13 protein-coding genes are annotated in these 14,562 nt (G+C 71.3%); 7 read left to right on the forward strand and 6 right to left on the reverse strand.

Features of this window, described 5'->3' with window-relative positions; genetic code table 11:
• Positions 1-21 precede the first annotated feature (21 nt).
• From hpaE to BJ981_RS20430, 3 genes are all read right to left on the reverse strand, one after another.
• Positions 22-1,488 carry a 5-carboxymethyl-2-hydroxymuconate semialdehyde dehydrogenase gene (hpaE, locus tag BJ981_RS20420; RefSeq protein WP_184612892.1) on the reverse strand — a complete coding sequence of 489 codons (1,467 nt, stop codon included), beginning with the start codon at positions 1,486-1,488 and terminating at the stop codon, positions 22-24.
• A complete protein-coding gene (gene dapA / locus BJ981_RS20425) occupies positions 1,488-2,399 on the reverse strand; it encodes a 4-hydroxy-tetrahydrodipicolinate synthase (RefSeq protein WP_184612893.1) in 912 nt (303 codons plus the stop codon). The genes hpaE and dapA overlap by 1 nt, the downstream gene beginning before the upstream one ends.
• A gap of 79 nt (positions 2,400-2,478) precedes the next feature.
• The gene (locus BJ981_RS20430; RefSeq protein ID WP_184612894.1) at positions 2,479-3,891 is read right to left on the reverse strand and encodes a fumarylacetoacetate hydrolase family protein; all 1,413 of its coding nucleotides are present in this window, start codon (positions 3,889-3,891) and stop codon (positions 2,479-2,481) included.
• 299 nt (positions 3,892-4,190) lie between these two features.
• Here BJ981_RS20430 and hpaD point away from each other — a divergent pair, with 299 nt between their 5' ends.
• The 3 genes from hpaD (at position 4,191) to BJ981_RS20445 (ending at position 6,636) form a co-directional block, all read left to right on the forward strand.
• On the forward strand, positions 4,191-5,048 hold the full coding sequence (gene hpaD, locus BJ981_RS20435; protein ID WP_184612895.1) for a 3,4-dihydroxyphenylacetate 2,3-dioxygenase: 858 nt from the start codon (positions 4,191-4,193) through the stop codon (positions 5,046-5,048).
• Positions 5,049-5,135: 87 nt separating this feature from the next.
• Entirely contained in the window at positions 5,136-5,885 is a 750-nt protein-coding gene (locus BJ981_RS20440; protein ID WP_184612896.1) for an alpha/beta fold hydrolase, read from the forward strand.
• Between the two features lie 58 nt (positions 5,886-5,943).
• The gene (locus tag BJ981_RS20445; protein ID WP_184612897.1) at positions 5,944-6,636 is read left to right on the forward strand and encodes a GntR family transcriptional regulator; all 693 of its coding nucleotides are present in this window, start codon (positions 5,944-5,946) and stop codon (positions 6,634-6,636) included.
• A 111-nt stretch (positions 6,637-6,747) separates the two neighbouring features.
• Here BJ981_RS20445 and BJ981_RS20450 read toward each other — a convergent pair whose 3' ends face one another.
• Together BJ981_RS20450 and BJ981_RS20455 are read right to left on the reverse strand one after the other, a co-directional pair.
• Positions 6,748-7,488 carry an SDR family NAD(P)-dependent oxidoreductase gene (locus tag BJ981_RS20450; protein WP_204070724.1) on the reverse strand — a complete coding sequence of 247 codons (741 nt, stop codon included), beginning with the start codon at positions 7,486-7,488 and terminating at the stop codon, positions 6,748-6,750.
• Positions 7,485-8,486 (reverse strand): methyltransferase, encoded by a 1,002-nt coding sequence (locus tag BJ981_RS20455; RefSeq protein WP_184612899.1) that lies wholly within the window; start codon positions 8,484-8,486, stop codon positions 7,485-7,487. The genes BJ981_RS20450 and BJ981_RS20455 overlap by 4 nt, the downstream gene beginning before the upstream one ends.
• Positions 8,487-8,583: 97 nt before the next feature.
• Between BJ981_RS20455 and BJ981_RS20460 the strand changes: the two genes are divergently transcribed.
• A complete protein-coding gene (locus tag BJ981_RS20460) occupies positions 8,584-9,573 on the forward strand; it encodes an aldo/keto reductase (protein WP_184612900.1) in 990 nt (329 codons plus the stop codon).
• Between the two features lie 46 nt (positions 9,574-9,619).
• Here BJ981_RS20460 and BJ981_RS20465 read toward each other — a convergent pair whose 3' ends face one another.
• Positions 9,620-11,002 (reverse strand): amidohydrolase, encoded by a 1,383-nt coding sequence (locus tag BJ981_RS20465; RefSeq protein ID WP_184612901.1) that lies wholly within the window; start codon positions 11,000-11,002, stop codon positions 9,620-9,622.
• A gap of 112 nt (positions 11,003-11,114) precedes the next feature.
• Here BJ981_RS20465 and lipP1 point away from each other — a divergent pair, with 112 nt between their 5' ends.
• From lipP1 to BJ981_RS20480, 3 genes are read left to right on the forward strand one after another with little or no spacing between them, the layout of a single operon-like run.
• Positions 11,115-12,068: a LipP1 family hormone-sensitive lipase gene (gene lipP1 / locus BJ981_RS20470; protein ID WP_184612902.1), complete on the forward strand. Its 954-nt coding sequence runs from the start codon at positions 11,115-11,117 to the stop codon at positions 12,066-12,068.
• A complete protein-coding gene (locus BJ981_RS20475) occupies positions 12,065-12,799 on the forward strand; it encodes an ABC transporter ATP-binding protein (RefSeq protein ID WP_184612903.1) in 735 nt (244 codons plus the stop codon). Before lipP1 ends, BJ981_RS20475 begins: the two co-directional genes overlap by 4 nt.
• Positions 12,796-14,523 (forward strand): branched-chain amino acid ABC transporter ATP-binding protein/permease, encoded by a 1,728-nt coding sequence (locus BJ981_RS20480; protein ID WP_184612904.1) that lies wholly within the window; start codon positions 12,796-12,798, stop codon positions 14,521-14,523. Before BJ981_RS20475 ends, BJ981_RS20480 begins: the two co-directional genes overlap by 4 nt.
• Positions 14,524-14,562: the final 39 nt, after the last annotated feature.

The raw sequence follows: 14,562 nt of genomic DNA on the forward strand, positions 1-14,562 counted from the left end.
CGGCGCCGTCCGGTGACGCGATCAGGCCGCGCCGAACCGCGGGATCGGCAGATCCTCGGTCGCCAGGTGCACGATGTGCGCCTCGGTGTAGACGTCGATGCTGTGGTGCCCGCCCTCGCGGCCGAGGCCGCTGGCCTTGACACCGCCGAACGGCGTGCGCAGGTCGCGGACGTTCTGGGAGTTGACCCACATCATGCCCGCCTCGATGGACTGCGCGAGCCGGTGCGTCCTGCGCAGGTCGTTGGTCCACAGGTAGGCGGCCAGGCCGTAGCGGGTCGCGTTGGCCAGCTCCAGCGCCTCGGCCTCGGTCGAGAACGGCGTGACGGAGACCACCGGGCCGAAGATCTCCTCCTGGAAGATCCGCATCTTCGGCGTGACGTCGGCGAACACCGTCGCCCCCAGGAAGTTGCCCTCCGGCAGGTGCGCGGGCCGCTCGCCGCCCGCGACCAGGCGGGCGCCCTCCTCGGTGCCGATGCGCACGTACTCCATGACCCGCTCGTAGTGCTCGGGGTGGATCAGCGCGCCCAGCTCGGTGGCGGGGTCGCTCGGAGCCCCCACCTTCACCCGTGAGGCGCGCGCGGCCAGGCGCTCCACGAACTCGTCGTAGACCTCCTCCTGGACCAGGACGCGCGAGCTGGCCGTGCAGCGCTCGCCGTTGAGGGAGAACACCCCGAAGACGGCCGCGTCCAGCGCGCGGTCCAGGTCGGCGTCGGCGAAGACCAGCAGCGGCGACTTGCCGCCGAGCTCCATCGACAGCGCCTTCAGGTTGTCGGCGGCGTTGCGCATGATGATCTGACCGGTGGTGGTCTCCCCGGTGAAGGAGATCACCGGGACGTCCGGGTGCGCCACGAGCGCCGCGCCGGCGTCCTCGCCGATGCCGTGCACCAGGTTGAAGACGCCGGTGGGGAGCCCGGCCTCCTCCATGATCTCCGGCAGCAGCCCGGCCGACGCGGGGGACCACTCGGCGGGCTTGAGGACGACCGGGCAGCCCGCGGCGAGCGCCGGGGCGAGCTTCCAGGTCTCCAGCATGAACGGCGTGTTCCAGGGCGTGATCAGGCCGGCGACGCCGACCGGCTTGCGCAGCACGTAGTTGAGCTGCGCCGAGGCCACGCGGTAGACCTCCTCGCCCAGCGTCGTGATCACGTCGGCGAAGAAGCGGAAGTTGTGCGCGGCGCGGTGCGCCTGGCCGCGGGCCTGGGTGATCGGCAGGCCGGTGTCCCGGCACTCCCGCGCGGCGATCTCGTCGTCGCGGGACTCGATCGCCGCGGCGATCCTGCGCAGCACCGCGGCGCGCTGCTCGCCGGTCATCTTCGGCCACGGGCCCTCGGTGAAGGCGGTGCGCGCGGCGGCCACGGCGGCGGCGATGTCCTCGGGACCGCCGGCCGACACCGTCAGGTACGGCTTGTTGGTCGCGGGCTCCAGGGCGGTGAACGTCGCCCCCGTGACGCTGGGGACGTGGGCCCCGCCGATGTAGTGCTCAAGGTTCATCAGGCGACTCCCTCGCTCTGAGCCAGTAGTTCTTCGATGCGCGCGATCCCCGCGTCAGTGGGCGGGATCAGCGGCGGGCGCACGTGGCCTGAGGTGATCAGGCCACGCCGCGCGAGTACCAGCTTCGCGGGAGCCGGGTTGGTCTCCACGAAAAGCAGGTCGACCAGGGGATGCAGTGCGTAGTGCAGGTCGAGGGCGGTCTTGTGGTCGCCCTCGGTGTAGGCGGTGTACATGCGGGCCACCGCGGACGGGGCCAGGTTGGCCACCGCGCTCACGAAGCCCACGCCGCCGATGGCCAGCAGCGGCAGGCACAGCAGCTCGATGCCGGACCACATGAGGAAATCACGTCCGCACAGGTTGAGGACGCGGGAGAAGTGCTCGAAGTCCTTCGTCGTCTCTTTGATGCCCACGATGTTGGCACGCGCGCGTCGCAGCCGGGCCACGGTCTCCGGGGCGATGTCCACGGCCGTGCGGGAGGGGACGTTGTAGATGACGATCGGGAGAGAGGGGAACTCGGCGGCCACCGTGGCGTACCACTGGAAGAGGGCCTCCTGCGTCGGCCGCGCGTAGTACGGGGTGATGACCAGCGCGGCGTCGGCGCCCAGCCGCTCGGCCTCGGCGGTGAGGCGCAGCGTCTCGTCCAGCTTGGCGGACCCGGTGCCGGGCAGGAACGGCACCTGGTCGGCGGTCTCGGCCGCGACGGCGGACATCGCCGCGATCCGCTCGTCGATGGTCTGCGCGCTCGGCTCGCCGGTGGAGCCGCCGGTGGAGATCCCGTGGGATCCCTGCGAGAGCTGCCAGCGCACCAGCGCCCGAAGGGACGCGAGGTCGAGCTCTCCGTCCTCGGTGAACGGCGTCACCACGGGGGCGATCGACCCGCGTATGGTGGCCGGGTCCGACCGGAATTTCATGCCAACTCCCTATTGACGGCGCGGCCTTCGCCGCGCGACGTGCGGGCGCCTGTGTGCCGGCGCGGGGCTTGGTGCGTGGTCACGAGTCGCGCCGTTGGGTCTCGTAGGTCTCACGCCAGGTCTTGTTCATGGGGTAGAGGCCGTCCACGGAGGCGCCCTCGTTCACCCGGTCGTAGATGAAGCGCTCCTCGTCCTCCTGGCGGGCCGCGTCGCGGGCGACCTCGGCGACGAGGCGCGGCGGGATGACCACCACGCCCTCGGCGTCGCCGACCAGGACGTCGCCGGGCATCACCAGCACGCCGCCGCACGCGACCGGCACCTGGGACTCCAGCGGGACGTGCTTGCGGCCGAGGACGGCGGCGTGGGGGACGGCGTAGTAGGCGGGCATGTCCAGGTTCGCGAAGGACGGGCTGTCGCGCAGGCCGCCGTCGGTGACGACGCCGACGGCGCCGCGGCGCAGGGCGCGCAGCGCGAGGATGTCGCCGAGCGTGCCGGCCCCGTGGTCGCCGCGCGCCTCGATGACGAGCACCTCGCCCGGGCGGATCTCCTCGATGGTGCGCTTCTGGGCGTTCATGCCGCCGCCGATCGCGGCGAAGACGTCCTCGCGCAGGGGGACGTAGCGCAGGGTCCTGGCCACGCCGACCATGCGCAGGTCGGGCCGGGCCGGGCGCACGCCCTCGATGAAGTGGTGGTCGATGCCGCGCTTGCGGAGCTGGGAGGACAGCGTGGCCGTCGAGACCGAGCGCAGCGCCGCGGTGGTCTCCTCGTCGAGCACGCCCGCGGGCGGCTCGCCCGCCGAGCCGTAGGCCGCGGCGCGGGTCTCCTCGGTCACCTTGGGCTGGACGCCGTACCCGGGCAGGTCGCGCTCGTCGGCGACGACCTCGTTGCGCAGGCGGCCCGCGCCCTCCAGCTCGACCTCCACGACGTCGCCGGGGCGCACGACCGTCGACCCGGCGGGGGTGCCGGCGAGGATGAGGTCGCCGGGCTCCAGTGTCATGAAGCGGGACAGGTCCGCGACCAGCAGGTCGAACCCGAACAGCAGCTCCTCGGTGGAGGCGTCCTGGACCAGCTCACCGTTGACGTAGGTGCGCAGCCTCAGCCGGCCGGGATCGGCGTCCCGCAAAATTTCGGGCCCCACGGGGGTGAAGCCGTCCTGGCCTTTGGCGCGTAGGTTGGACCCGAGGTCGGCATGTTTGAAGTCGTAGACTCCGAAGTCGTTGGCCGCGGTGTACCCGGCGACGTGCTCCAGCGCGTGCGCGGGGGAGACGCGGTGTGCCCGCTTGCCGATGACGATGGCGATCTCGCCCTCGAACGCCAGCAGCTCGCATCCCGCCGGCCGCACCACCGGCCGTCCCGACCAGGACAGCGACGACGACGGCTTGAGGAAGTAGGAGGGGACGGCCGGCGTACGCCCGCGCTCGGCCGCGCGGCTGCGGTAGTTGAGGTGCACCGCGATGATCTTTCCCGGTGCGAGGCCGAGCGGGTGCTCCACGGGTCTGGCTCCCTTCAAATCGTATATGACATCCTGGATGATACGCGGTTCTGCCACGTGGAGCTATAGACAAAGATATTTGACTTCGTACATGATTCTGGTGTGCCACAAGCCGGGGCAACCCTGTCGGCGGACGTCAGAGGCGGGGCAGAGCCGTTGACGGCCGCCGGCCGGGACGGTGGGAACGCCGGAATCCGAGGGACTGTGACCGGACCTACGACATCCCCACTAGATTCCACAGACATCCCCTCGGCCGCGCCACAGGCCGCGGGGGACCGGACGCACCAAGGAGGGGCCTGATGGGCGAGCTCGTCATGGCGGCCAAGATCACGCACGTGCCTTCGATCTGGCTGTCGATCCAACCTGGCAAGCACTTCGGGATCCGCAGGCCCGCCGAACTGGCTCTGACCGAGGTCGGCGAGCGCGCCCGCGAGCGCGGCGCCGACACCTTCCTCATCGCCGACACGCACTGGATGAACAGCATCGGCTTCCACCTCAACGGCAAGGCCAGGCACCAGGGCTCCTACGTCAGCCACGAGCTGCCGCACTTCATCCACGACCTGGAGTACGACTACCCGGGCGCCCCGGATCTCGCCGAACTCGTGCGCGAGGAGATCGTGCTCGGCGGTCAGAAGGCGCGGGTGCACACCTACAAGGACCTGGGCCTGGAGTACGCGACGCTGGTGCCGATGTACTTCATGAACGGCGACTCCTCGATCCACGTCCTGCCCATCGGCTGCAACATCTACTCCACGATCGAGGAGAACCGGCGCATCGGCGAGGCGCTCATGCGGGCCATCCACCGCAGCGACCGCAAGGTGGCCTTCCTGGCGAGCGGCTCCCTGTCGCACGCCTTCCCGCCCAACGAGATCGCCGAGTCGCTGCTCGACGACGTCAGCAGCGAGATCAACCGCCAGGTCGACATGGCCGTCCTCGACATGTGGACCGAGGGCAGGGTGGGCGAGTTCCTGGAGATGCTGCCCGACTACAACAAGCGCTGCACGGGCGAGGGCGCCATGGCCGACACCGCCATGCTCTTCGGCCTGCTCGGCTGGGGCGACTACGCCGGCAAGGGCGAGCAGCTCTGCCCGTACTTCGGCAGCAGCGGCACCGGCCAGGTCGTGGTGGACTTCCCGGTGCCCGTCACGGTCGAGTGACCGGGGCACGCCCTCGCGGGTGATCACGACGGGTGCAGTACGATAAGAAATCGTATGCGAAAAGATCGGCCGAGGAGCTAGCCACCGATGCACGACCGTCCCGCACTGGCCTATCGCCTCTTCCCCCCGGACACCGATGACGGCCGCGCGGCGGGCTCGCCGCCGGTGCTCCTGCTGCACGGCTTCGCCTCCGACGGCGAGAGCGACTGGGTGGCGCCGGGCACCGTGGCGGCGCTGACGGCCGCGGGCCGCACGGTGATCCTTCCCGACCTGCGCGGCCATGGCGCGAGCCCGGCGCCGGCGAGCGGGGCCGAGACCACCGCGGCGGCGCAGGCCGCCGATCTGCTGGCCGTGCTCGACGGCGCGGGCGCCGGCACGTTCGACGTCGCCGGCTACTCGCTCGGCGCCCGGCTCGCCTGGGAGCTCGCCGACACCGTCCCCGGGCGGGTGCGCCGCGCCGTGCTCGGCGGGCTCGCCCCGATGGAGCCGTTCACCGGCGTGGACGTCGCGGCCCTGCACGGCGCGGTCGACGGGGGCGCGGAGCCCGCCGACCCGATGACGGGCATGATCGCCGGCATGGTCCGCTCCAAGGGCGAGCGGGCCAAGGCCCTGGCGTTCGTCGTGGAAGGACTGCACGACTCGCCCTTCGATCCCAAGGCGTGGGCCGGCCCGACGCCGCCGGTCTTCGTGAGAGGCGAAGACGACGTGATGACGAACGGGATCGAGCGTATCGTCGGAGTCGTCGGAGGAGAGCTGATCGTCGTCCCCGGTGACCACTTCCAGGCCCTCGCGGGAGCCGAGTTCCGCGGCATTGTCGTGAGAGCCTTGGGTGAGTGACCGTCAGGGCCGTGGTCCTCGGCGTGGACATCAGCTGCTGGCCAGTAAGGGGACGCCTGTGAGAGCCGGGAAGAAGGCCGGAGCCGTGAAGGAGTCGAAGGCGGAGCTCAGTTACGAGCTGCTTCGGTCACGGATCCTCGACGGCACCTACGGGCCCGGATACCGGCTGGTGATGGACCAGCTCGCCCGCGAGACCGGCGTCAGCACCATCCCGCTGCGCGAGGCCGTGCGCCGGCTGCAGTCGGAGGGCCTGGTCGAGGTCGTGCGCAACATCGGCGCCCGCGTGGCCGCCTTCGACGCCGCGCAGGTCGAGCACACGCTCAACATCCTCGCCCGGCTGGAGGGCTACGCCACCGCGATCTCCGCGCCGCTGATGAAGCCCCGGCACATCGAGGCGTCCCGCGAGATCAACCTGCGCATGGCCGCGGCGCTGGAGGAGTTCGACCCGGCCTCCTTCACGGCGCTGAACCGCCAGTTCCACTTCTCCATCTACGAGCACTGCCCGGACAACCACCTGTGCGTGCTGCTGGAGTCGCAGTGGGCCCGGCTGGACCACATGCGGCGCTCGACGTTCACCTACGTCCCGGGGCGCGCCCGCCGCTCGGTCGCCGAGCACGACCACATGCTCGACCTCATCGCGATGGGCGCCGAAGCCGTGGAGATCGAGCGGGTGGCCTGCGCCCACAAGATCGCGACCGCGGACGCGCTGCACAACGCGCACGTCACGCCCCAGCAGCCCGCCGCCCGCTGAGCCCGGCCGGACCGGCACCCGATCGGTCCCGGATCCGCGTCGGCCCGGAACGCCACGAGCCCGGCACGCCCCCTCGGTGTGCCGGGCTCGACGCTTTCGCGCGGCGGGCGCTCACATCAGCAACTGGCCGCCGTCCACCTGGACCACCGCTCCGGTGATGTGGCCGGCCGAGGGGGAGGCGAGGAAGAGCACCAGCGGAGAGATGTCGCCGGTGGTGGCGATCTTCCGCAGCGGGATGCGCGACTCCCACGCCGCGCGGGCCTCGGCGTTGTCCGCCAGGCCCGCGGTCATCGGGGTGATCACCGGGCCGGGCGCCACGCCGTTCACCCGGATGCCGTGCCCGGCGAGCTCGATCGCCGCCGTGCGGGTGAGGGCGTCCACGCCCGCCTTGGTCGCCTCGTAGTGGCCGAGGCCGGGGGTGGGTTGGCGCGCGCCGATCGAGCTGATGTTGACGACGCAGCCGCCCGCGCCCGCCTTGATCATCTGGTTGGCGACGGCCTGGGTGACGAGGAAGGTGCCCCGCATGTTCACGGCCATGACCCGGTCGAAGATCTCGACGGGCAGGTCGGTGAGCGGGCCGCCGCCGGCGACGATGCCCGCGTTGTTGACGAGGACCTCGACGGGCCCGAGCCGCTCGGCCACCAGCTCGACGCCGGCGGCGACCGACTCGGGGTCGGTGATGTCCACCGTGACCGGCAGGGCGCCGAGCTCCGCGGCGACGGCGCCGGCCGCGGCCTCGTCGATGTCCACGACGGCGACCCGGTCGCCGTTCTCGGCGAACGCCTGCGCGACGGCACGGCCGATGCCGCTCGCCGCGCCGGTCACCAGGACGACACGACCGGCCGCGGTCACCGGGCCTCCGCGATGATGATGCGCGGGCTGGCCGTGAGGGTACGCGTCTCGACCGGGTGCCATCCCGCTTCGGTGAGCCATGCGCGCACTTCGGCCTCCGGATAGACGATCGTGCCGTCGATCACAAGGTATTCGCCGGCGTGCAGCGCGTCGAGGGGACGCTGGTGCTCGTCGTCGTCGAGGAAGAAGTCGAGCAGGATGAGCGTGGCGCCGGGCGCGGCGGCCTCCCGGGCCTTACGGATGATCACGCGGTTCTCCGCCACGTCGTGGCGGTGCGCGACGTGCTCGAGGAGCACCAGGTCGAAGCCCGTGGGAAGCTCGCCGGTCAGCGGGTCGCCGGTGATGACCTCGGTGCGGTCGCCGAGGCCGGCGCCGTCGAGGAACTCCTTGGCGAACCCGGTCATGTGCTCGGTGGAGTAGAAGGTGCCGTGCAGGCCGGGGTTCGGGCCGAGGGCCTCGGCGAGGAACGCGCCGGACAGGCCGTCCAGGTCCAGCACCCGCTGGTGGCGCGAGAAGTCGTACGCCTGGGCGAGCATCTTGGCGTGCAGCGCGTTGTAGGTCATGACGCCGGTCATGAACGTTCCAAGCCGCTCGCCGCCGAGGTCGAGAGGGGCCGGCTTGGCGGTGCGCGTCGTCTCGCCGAAGCCGAGCCAGTGCCCGTAGCTGATGGCGTCGAGGAAGCCGAGGAAGGGGCGCAGGTCGACGTCGCCGCCGCCACCGGACAGGTAACGGGCGGTGGCCGGCGAGTTGGCGTACACCCCGTCGGTGCGGGTCACCAGGTCGAGGCTCGCCATGGTGTCGCCGAGGATGCGCGCGGTGCGCTCGGGCAGCCCGGTGCGGGCGGAGATCTCGGCCACGGTCGCCGGACCTTCGGCGAGGGCGGCGAACAGGCCGGCTTCGCTGGCCGCGAAGAGCTGCTTGGCGGCCATGTAGCCGACGGCCACGTCCACGATCCTGGAAGGACCGTCCGGCGCGGGGATGTCGGAGTGGGGCGGCATGAACTCAACTCCCTAGATGCTAAACAATATTCGGAATGCTATACGATTCACCTCTCGGCGACCAGAGGTCGCGCGCGTCGGTCATCGGAGGTGCACGATGGAGTTCACAGGTCCAGTCCCCAGGCGCAGCCTCGGCCCCGAGGGTCCGCAGATCCCCGTCTTCGGGCTCGGATCCTGGAACACCTGGGACCGCATGGAGCGCGGTGACGCCGCCACGCTGATCAGGCGTGCCGTCGACCTGGGCGTCAACCTCTTCGACGTGGCGCACTACAACTTCGGCCCGCACGCCGAGGACGCCGTCACCGACCTGCTCTTCAACAGGGCGGTCAGGGACGCGGGACTCGCCCGGGAAGACTACCTGCTGTGCGGCAAGCTCTGGCTCTGGGACTACCCGAAGACCTCCTTCGCCGAGCAGATCCAGGTGTCCCTCGCCCGCGCCGGGGTCGAGCGCGCCGACTTCGTGGTGGCCGGTGACTTCTTCGGCGACCTGGACATCCGCGCGGTGGTGACCGACGCCACCGAGCTCGTGCGCGCGGGGTGGTTCGGGGCCTGGGGCGTCAACAACTGGTCGGCGGCCGACCTGCGGCTCGCCCGCGACTTCGCCGCCGCCGAGGGGCTGGTGCCGCCGACCTTCGCCCAGCTCAAGTACAGCCTGGCCCGGCGCTCGGTGCCCGAGGGCGAGCCGTACGGGCGCATGTTCGCCGAAGGGCTGGCCCTGCAGGCGTCCGACGTCTTCGAGGGCGGCATCCTCGTCGGCAAGCTGAACCCCCAGCGCAAGATCGGCGCGGACCCGGGCGGCATCCGCGAGCGCATCCGCGACTCCTACCCCGAGGTCCAGCGGGTGGCCGAGAGGTTCGGCGCCACCCCGGCGCAGCTCGCCATCGCCTACACCCTCACCCACCCCGCCACGGTCAACGTGCTGTTCGGCGTGAGCGGGCTCGCGCAGCTCCAGGACAACCTCGGCGCGCTGGAGCTGCTCGAACGGCACGGCGACGAGCTGCGCGCGGCGGTCGCGGACCTGTGGATCGACAAGGACGTCGTGCGCCCCGACGCCTCGTGGGGAACCGACGCCCCCGAGCGCTCCTGAGGCTCGCACCGGCCGGCGCCTGCCCTGAGCCGCCGGCCGGTGCGCATCAAATCTCGTGGACGACGCGGCCGTCGACCATCGTCAGGCTCACGGGCACCTTCGGCAGCGCGTCCGGCTCGGTCGCCAGCAGGTCGCCGTCCAGGACGCACAGGTCGGCGACCTTGCCCGGCTCCAGCGAGCCCTTCCAGGACTCGTCCCCGTCCTGCCAGGCCGGGACGATCGTGTAGGCACGCAGGGCCTCGGCGACCGTCAGGCGCTGCTCCTCCCCGCACACGCCGCCGTCGAGGCCGCGCCGGGTCACCGCCGCGGCCAGCCCCGCCCGCCAGTCGGGGGTCAGGACGGGCGCGTCGGAGCTCAGGCAGAGCCGCACCCCCGCGGTGAGCGCGTCCCGCGTCGGCCAGGTGATCGGCATGACGGCGTCGCCGACCGCGCCGCGCATCATCTCGCCGGTGAAGACCGCGATCCCGGCCTGGGTGTTCAGGCCGACGCCGGCCGCGGCCATCGTGGCCAGCGTCCCGGGCGCGAGCAGGTCGCCGTGGATGATGTAGTGGCGCGCGTCGCGCCCGTCGCGGGCCAGGGCGTCGGCCATCATGCGCGCGACCGTCCTGGTCGTGCGGCTGCCGGTGGCGTGCACCCCGATCTGGTGCCCGGCCGCGTGCGCGGCGTCGATCATCTCCCGCAGCGCCGCCTCGCGGCCGGCCTCGGAGTCGCCGTCGACCAGCAGGCCGCCGTAGGAGCCGTCGGTGTAGGGATCGTCGACCCAGGCGTTGCGCATCGGGGGGATGCCGTCGGCGAAGATCTTCACGCCCGCGACCCGGAACCGGCCCGGCACGGGGGCGGGCGGGGTGAAGTCGCGCAGGCCGCCGAGGACGTCCTGGAGGGAACTGCGCCCGTCGAGCTCGCCGAACAGCATGAGCGCGGTGACGCGCGCGGTGAGCCTGCCCTCGGCGGCCAGTTCGGCGTAGTCGCGCAGGGCCTCGGAGCCGAAGCACCCGCTCGGGCCGGTGTCCTCGCCGGGGCCGAGCCCGGGCTCGGTGTAGCTGGTGACGCCGAGCGTCGCCAGCAGTTCGGCCGTCCGCAGGATGGCGCGGCGCCGGTCCTCGCGCGTCTTCAGGGGGGCGGGGGGCTCGCCGCCGCCGGCCGCCATCTGCTCCATGAGGAGGGACGGCCACATCTGGCCGAGCCAGACGCCGTGGAGGTGGGAGTCGTTGATGCCGGGGAGCACCGAACGCCCCTCCAGGGGGATGACCCGGGTGCCCGGTCCGATCAACGGCGCGACCTGCTCGGCGGTGCCGGTCCTCGCGATCCGCCCGCCGGTCACGGCGATCGCGTCGACCACGCGGTCCGCGGCGTCGACGGTGTGGACCGCGCCGCCGGTCAAGACCAGGTCGGCGGTCCCGGCCAGGTACTCCGATTCGTTAGCCAACATTTCACCATCGCTCTGGACACGTGATTTCGTCGCGAATAACGTACATGGAATCGGATACGATTTGTGAGTGCCTGAACGATGAGGGAGGGCACCCGGGCTCCCGGAGGTAACGATGCCCCTGCATCCGGAGGCGCAAGAAATAGTGTCACGCGCCGCCATCCTGGGCCAGGGCGAGGCTCCCGCCGTCCCAGCCAGCGCGGCGGAGATGCGCGAGCAGTTCCGTCAGGTCTGGTCGATGCCGGATGATCTCCCGTCCGTCGGCGGCGTGGTCGACACCGTCTTCCCCGGCCCCGCCGGAGACGTGCCGATCCGCGTCTACACGCCGGAGGGAGAAGGTCCCTTCCCTGTCTTCGTGTGGTTCCACGGCGGTGGCTGGACGATCGGCTCTCTTGACGAGAACGAGGTCTCCTGCCGTACGGTGTGCGCGGGCGCGAACGTCGTGGTGGTGTCCGTGGACTACCGGCTCGCGCCGGAGAACCCCTACCCCGCCGCGGCGGAGGACTGCTACGCCGCCGTGCGGTGGGTCCACGAGAATCCGGAGGCCGTCAACGCCGACCCGGCGCGGATCGCCGTCGGAGGGGAGAGCGCCGGAGGCAACCTCGCCGCCGTCGCCGCGCTCAAGGCCAGGGACCTCGGAGGCCCGCGACTGGCACTGCAAGTGCTCGTGTCTCCCGTGCTCGGCCACCCGGACGACGGACGGGCGTCGTATCGGGACTACTCGGAAGGATACTTCCTCTCGAAGGCCAGCATGGATTGGTTTTTCACGACATACCCCCGCGACGCGCGCGACCTGGAGGACCCGTACCTCCTGCCGCTGCGCGCCAAGGACCTGTCGGGCCTGCCCCCGGCCGTGGTCCTCGGCGCCGAGTACGACGTGCTGCGCGACGAGGGTGAGGACTACGCCGAGGCGCTCCGCGCCGCAGGCGTCCCCGTGGACATGGTCCGCTACGAGGGTCTGATCCACGGCTTCTTCGGCTTGCTGTCCCGCGAGCTGTCGGACTCCGCCAAGGCACACCGGCGGGTCATCGACGCTCTGCGGGCGGCGTACGCGAAAGGCGATCGATGAGCGGGCCCCTGCTCGCCCTGGACGGCGTGAGCATCAACCGGGGCGAAGTCCCCATCGTCCATGACGTGACCTTGGCCGTCCGGCCCGGTACGATCACCGTTGTCCTCGGGGCCAACGGTGCGGGCAAGACGACTTTGATGGACGGAATCGCCGGGCTGGCCCAGGTGACATCAGGAACGATCCAGCTGGGGCAGGCCCCCATCGGCAAGCTGCCGACCTACAAGCGGGCGCAGGCCGGCCTCGGCTACGTCGAGCAGGCCCGCACGGTCTTCCGCAGCCTCACGGTCGAGCAGAACCTCAACGTCTCCAAGGCCGGCGACGGCGACCTCGGCATGGCCTACGGTCTCTTCCCCGAGCTGGAGAAGCGCCGCAACCTGCAGGCCGGGCACCTGTCCGGCGGCGAGCAGCAGATGCTGGTCATCGGCCGCGCGCTGGTCTCCTCTCCCAAGCTCGTGATGATCGACGAGATGTCCCTGGGCCTCGCGCCCGTGATCGTCCGCCGCCTCATGAACGCGGTGGCGGACCTGCTGCAGTTCGGGATCTCCGTGCTGCTCATCGAGCAGTTCGCCAACCTCGCGCTCGACGTCGGCACCCACGCCTACGTGCTGCGCAAGGGCCGCGTCGTCTTCGACGGGCCGTGTACGGAGCTGCGCGGCGACGCCGACCGGCTCCACGAGTGTTACTTCGGCTCGGTGGACGCCGGCGCCGGTGAGGAGGGCCTGGCTCGATGACGGCCATCGACAAACGAACGTGGGGGATCGGCCTCGGCCTCGCCGTGGTCGCCTGCGTCCTGGTCCCGAACGTTCTCTCGTCCTACTGGATCTACCTGGCGATCACCGCCATGGTCAGCGCCGTGATCATGCAGAGCTTCGGCGTGATCGTCGGCCGGGCCGGGGTCATGTCCCTGTGCCAGATGTCCTTCGCGGCGATCGGCGCGTGGGTGGTACTGCGGCTCAACCTCAGCGACGCCCCCGGCGGCTTCCTGCTCTGGCTGGTGATCGGCGGCCTCGCCGCCGTCCCCGTGGGCGTGGCGATCGGCCTGCCCGCGCTGCGCATCCGCGGGGTCAACCTCGCCGTCGTCACCTTCGGCTTCGCGGTGTCCGCGGACATCGTGCTCAACGCCAACCAGTTCCCGGGCACCGAGGAGCTGAAGACCCTCAACCGCCCCAGCATGTTCGCCAGCAACGGCAAGTTCTTCATCCTCGTGGTGATCGTGTTCGTGCTGCTGGCCGTCCTGCTGGAGTTCTTCAACCGGACCAGGATCGGCATGTCCTGGCGTGAGCTGCGCTACTCGGAGCGGGCCGCGGCCGCGCACGGCACGTCGGTGGCGCGCAGCAAGCTCGCCGCCTTCGCGCTCAGCGCGTTCATCGCCGGCGTCGGCGGCGGGCTGATGGCGGGTCAGCTCGGCCTGGTCGTGGCGAGCAACTTCTCCATGGGGCAGTCGCTGGCCCTGTTCGCCGTGGCCATCCTCATCGGCCCGCACCACACCGAGGGTGCGATCATGGGCGGCGTCTTCGGCGCCGTCATGGCGACGATCCTGGACAAGCTGAAGCTCCCGCAGGACCTGGGGGGCCTGCTCTTCGGCTTCTTCGCGATCTTCGCCCTGCGCACCGGCGTCAGCCAGACCGACTTCACCCGGGCACGCAAGCGGGAGGCCGAGGGCCGCAAGGTGCTCGCGGCGCTCCCCGAGCGCAACGAGTCGGAGAAGGCCGGACCCGTCGTCGCCCCGCCCGTGGGTGGCGCGCCGCTCCTGGAGGTGCGCGACCTGACGGTCCGCTTCGGCGAGGTCGTCGCGGTGGACGGCGTCAACCTGACGATCCCCGACGGGGGAGTCGTCGGGCTCATCGGCCCGAACGGCGCCGGCAAGTCGACCTTCATCGCCGCCGTCACCGGCTTCCTCGCCGGCTACGAGGGCAACGTCGTGCTCGCCGGCCAGTCGATCGACCGGCTCTCGCCGAGCGCGCGGGCCCGCCTGGGGCTGCGCCGCACCTTCCAGACCACGACGATCGCGCCGGAGCTCACGCAGTACGAGTACCTGACGATCGGCGCGGGCCGGAAGCTGTCCAAGCAGGAGGCCGACGAACTGCTCGACTTCTTCGGGTGCCCTCCTGGGGAGGTACCCGTGTCCATCGTGGACGTCGGCACCCGCCGGCTGCTGGACGTGGCCGCCGCCATCGCGGCCCGGCCGAAGGTCGCGCTGCTGGACGAGCCGGCCGCCGGGCAGTCCGCGGCCGAGTCGCTCACGCTGGGACGCCGCCTCGCCGAGGTGCCGAGCCGGTTCGGTGTGTCGATCCTTTTGGTCGAGCACGACATGGAACTCGTCCGTGCCGCATGCGCTAAGGTGACCGTCCTCGACTTCGGCCATGTGATCGCCTCGGGCCCCACCCGAGAGGTCCTGGACGATCCGGCCGTCATGGCGGCCTACCTTGGCACTGCGGATGTACCCCTCGTCTGATCAACCCCCGAACCTCTCCAACAACCCCCCAGGAAAGCG

It is taken from the genome of Sphaerisporangium krabiense (assembly GCF_014200435.1).
GTDB lineage: Bacteria > Actinomycetota > Actinomycetes > Streptosporangiales > Streptosporangiaceae > Sphaerisporangium > Sphaerisporangium krabiense.